Source organism: Novipirellula sp., from assembly GCF_041583735.1.
Lineage (GTDB): Bacteria > Planctomycetota > Planctomycetia > Pirellulales > Pirellulaceae > Novipirellula.
This window is the reverse complement of the sequence record NZ_JBFHFD010000755.1, coordinates 1-3,882: the sequence shown is the minus strand read 5'-3', so window position 1 is coordinate 3,882 and position 3,882 is coordinate 1. Positions and strand designations below refer to the sequence as shown.

At 55.2% G+C, this 3,882-nt stretch carries 3 protein-coding genes; 2 read left to right on the top strand and 1 reads right to left on the bottom strand.

Annotation, left to right across the window (positions count from 1 at the left end):
• On the top strand, positions 1–300 hold a 300-nt coding region (locus ABX962_RS32195; RefSeq protein WP_372725771.1), incomplete at its 5' end, for an efflux RND transporter permease subunit.
• A 289-nt stretch (positions 301–589) separates the two neighbouring features.
• On the opposite strand, the gene ABX962_RS32190 is transcribed toward ABX962_RS32195, so the two are convergent.
• On the bottom strand, positions 590–2,185 hold the full coding sequence (locus tag ABX962_RS32190) for an adenylate/guanylate cyclase domain-containing protein (RefSeq protein WP_372725769.1): 1,596 nt from the start codon (positions 2,183–2,185) through the stop codon (positions 590–592).
• A 405-nt stretch (positions 2,186–2,590) separates the two neighbouring features.
• On the opposite strand from ABX962_RS32190, the gene ABX962_RS32185 reads away from it, so the two are divergent.
• Entirely contained in the window at positions 2,591–3,748 is a 1,158-nt protein-coding gene (locus ABX962_RS32185; protein WP_372725767.1) for a hypothetical protein, read from the top strand.
• Positions 3,749–3,882: the final 134 nt, after the last annotated feature.

The following is a 3,882-nucleotide window of genomic DNA, read 5'->3' as shown; positions in this document are numbered from 1 at the left end:
ATTGATTATGCCAACCGGCGCCGTAGCGAATGTTCCGCGTTGGAAGCCATCTCACAAGCGGGGATCCGCCGTTTCCGGCCGATCATGTTAACGACGCTGACCACGTTTGGTGGGCTAATCCCTTTGATTTTCGAGAAGTCGCTGCAAGCGCAGTACATCATTCCCATGGCCATTTCGCTGGGGTTCGGAATCCTCTTCTCAACCGCGATTATCCTGGTACTGGTTCCGTGTCTGTACCTGATTTTAGAGGATATCCGATTGCTGCCTCACTTCATCCGCACCCAGCGTAAGCCGTTGTAGATTTGCACGTCATCGATCTTAACTCGAAGTAACCAGCCACTAGAAGCAAAGACAGCACCCGAGCGACTCCGGCGGATTGGCTCGTCTAGCGTGGTTGTTTTCGTTGTGGTGAATCCCTGCCACTGCTGGCCGGCTTGTTTGCGGACTTCGACGCAAACGCCAGCCGAAACGCGAAATTGTTGCACTGAAAACCCTCCGAATCCTTGGAAGGCGATAGGCTAGAGTCATCTGCGGACACGTCTGGTCAATCGCAGGCCGGAACGAATTTGTTATTGCATTCGCGACTTGATCAATACTCGATGGCAAAAACATTGATTGGATCGGCTTTGCCTTTGACTCTTTGCGGCGGCAGATCACGCATGATTGTTTCCGTCGCGAGTTGCTCGGCGGTACACTGAGTGACGATCAGGTGGCATCCCAATTCTTTCGTCAACGATTCCACTCTCGCTGCGACGTTCACGGTGTCGCCGATCGCGGTGTACTCTTGGCGTTTTGGAGATCCGATACTGCCGACTACCGCGGTGCCGGAATTGATTCCAATTCCGATTTCCAAATCAGGCCAACCGGCTTGCTCGAAAAGAGGGCGTGACTCGGCAACCCACCTCAGCATTGCTTGCCCTGCTTCCACCGCTCGCTGGGCATGGTGATCCGATTCGTTTCCGATCCCAAACAGGGCCATGAGTCCGTCGCCCAGAAATTTGTTGACCATGCCTCCGCGGGACTCCACAAGCTCCACAGCTTCGCGAAAGAAAACGTTCAGTGCGGTCACGACTTGTTCCGGGGAATGGTGCGATGAAAATCGCGTGAAATTGCGAACGTCGACAAACATCACCGATACCGACTCTTCTCGGCCACTGAGGTTGTCGCCCTGGCTCATGATTTGGCGAGCGGCTTCCTCGCCGACGTGGCGACCAAAGGTCTGTTGAAGCTGTTCGCGTTCTCGCAGTCCTTGCACCATGTTGTTAAACCGTTCGATCAGCATGCCAAAGTCGTCGGCACGCAGTAGATCGACGCGAGCGGTCAGGTCGCCTTGAGCCACTCGCATCGCAGCGACGTTCAATGCGTGAATCGGAGTCGCAACCAACTTGGACAGCATGATGCTCGACACTAATCCAAACAGAATCGCTACCAGTCCCACGGCGACGGCGAACCACGGAGCCCGATGGGCTGCGTCGGGAAGCAGTAATATCAACACCAGCGAAACCACCGGGCTGACAACCGCCGAAAAAATCCACAACACGCCCCGGGCGGTGATGTTCAGGGGCACCCCGCCCGACACGGCAGCCGGATTGCCATGTTGGAAAAACACAGGGAATAAGAACTTTTGAATTGCCAGTTCGACGGCAAAGAAACTATGCGTGACTGCGATCAACGAGGCGGTTAAGAACGACGTGATCAGATGGGCGACGACGTCGCTCGACAGCGGTTCGGGAACCGCGTACAGTGCCGCTGGGAAAATGGGAATGCAGCTCAGCCATCCTACCGCAGCCACCAACAGAAACCACCAAGGTAGATTGACGATTCTCTTTTGCGCTTTCTGCAGAATGCTGGCATCGACTGCACCGCCAGCGATCAACGCGTTGTGCACCGGTCGCAACCAAACCAACGGCGTCACAAAGCAAACGACCGCGATCGGATAGACCAGCAGGTTGAACCATTGCCAACATTCGTTAAAACGGGCCATCTGTGCCATTGATAGTAACGGCTCGACCTGGACGTGGTTGTAAGCAATGTTAAAAACGCTGCCGATCGCATTGGCAATCAGCGGCGATAGCCCCACCACGACCAAGCCGTACCGCTGAAAAAAACTCCAGCGAGCTTTCACGTCGTCGTCGTCAGCCTGATCGTCAGCGATCGATGAGTACGAGGAGTGTGGTTTTAACATTCCTCGCTCATTCCTGCTCGTTGTCGGCAAACGCGTACAATCATTTTGTGCTTTCCCCCCGAGTTGCGTTGACCGTCATCTTGAGCGATCGAGCATCGCAAAGCAAATCAGCCGGGGGTGTCGACGGGAGCCGATTCCGCATACGCTTCATTTTTATACGTTTCTGCTTCGAAACGTCGGAACAATCACGGGCGTTTCGTCGCCGATCGCTCCGCGATCACCACGAAGGATCGCGGAGCGATCCACGACATTCATTGTTTCGACGTGCCTTGCAAATTGCGATAAGGTTGGTTTCGCGTGTTGGGATCTTGGGGACTGTCTCGGTGTTGGGCCGGCATGTTAATGGTGTTGATTTTGGTCACGTTTCCGCTCTGGCTCGGAGGCGTGCCATCGCTACGAATCCCGATGTCTTCAACGCTCCATTTGCTGCCGCCTTGGATTCAGTCGCTTCCCGTGGTGGTGATCCTGGCCGCTTGTGCTGCGATCGTTGCCACTGCCGAACTGCAGCGTGCGTGGTTGTGGTGGGGCGTTGCGGTCGGATTTTGTGTTTCCTTTGTGCTCGATCAGCACCGCCTGCAGCCCTGGGCGTACCAAAGTGCAATCTATGCGGTTGTCTTTGCCACGATGAATCGGGAAATGGCGCGACGATGGCTTATCCCATTGGCGGCAAGCGTTTATCTGTACAGCGGACTTGGGAAACTTGATTACCAATTCGCTCATACGGTGGGGCAGGATTTTCTTGGGGCTGTTGAATTGCCAGGGATCGGGAATCTGGCGGATCGGTTCGAGCACAACACGCTGGCGATGATCGCATTGCTGTTGCCGCTAAGCGAAGCATTGATTGCGATGGGATTATTTATCCGCCGGACGCGGCGAATCGCAGGTGGCTGTGTGATGCTGCTGCACCTGAGTCTGGTGGTGATGTTAGGTCCCTGGAATCTGGACCACAGTAACGGGGTGTTGTTTTGGAACATTCTGCTGATCATTCAAGCGTGGTTCTTGTTTGTGAAGCCGATTGCGGAGCCGCGTGAGTCTTCGCCGTCGCCGTCGCCGTCGTTGGCGTCGTTAGCGTCGTCCGCGGCAGCGGTCCGTTCCGCAAGCAAGTCGGTCGGCAAACGCTTTGCAGCGGCGGTCGTGATTCTCGCGATTGTGATGCCCGCGACGGAGCGATGGGGGTACTGGGATCACTGGACGTCGTGGGCGCTGTATTCCCCGCATAGCAGTCGTGCGGAGGTTCAGATTCATCGCTCGGCGATAGACCAATTGCCTGCTGATATGTCGCCGTTCCTGGTGGATGACGACTCCGATGGCTGGCATCGATTACAGATGAATTTGTGGTCGCTCGATCGCTTGAACGTTCCCATTTACCCGCAAGCCCGTTTTCAGTTGGCGGTTGCTAGTCGTGTGGCACACCTCTACGACTTGTCGGGCTCGGTTCGTGTGATCGTCAAAGGTGTCGCTGATCGCCGCAGCGGAGTGAGGAAAGAGCAGCGCATGATGGGACGCAAAGAGATCGACGCGGCACTGCAGGATTACTGGATCGTCCAATCGACTACAGGCTAAAACGCATCGTCGATTCGGCATAATCGCTACAACGCAACTTGCGAGTGTCGCTGCTTACTTGTGTGCTAACTTTCAGTACATCGGTAACAACGAAAATTTTCTCTTTGCGACGTTTAGCGGTTGCGGACCATGAT

Excerpts from the sequence above, each read along its gene's own strand:
- ABX962_RS32190 (WP_372725769.1), bottom strand. The coding sequence starts at position 2,185 with ATGTTAAAACCACACTCCTCGTACTCATCGATCGCTGACGATCAGGCT.
- ABX962_RS32185 (WP_372725767.1), top strand. The coding sequence starts at position 2,591 with ATGTCTTCAACGCTCCATTTGCTGCCGCCTTGGATTCAGTCGCTTCCC.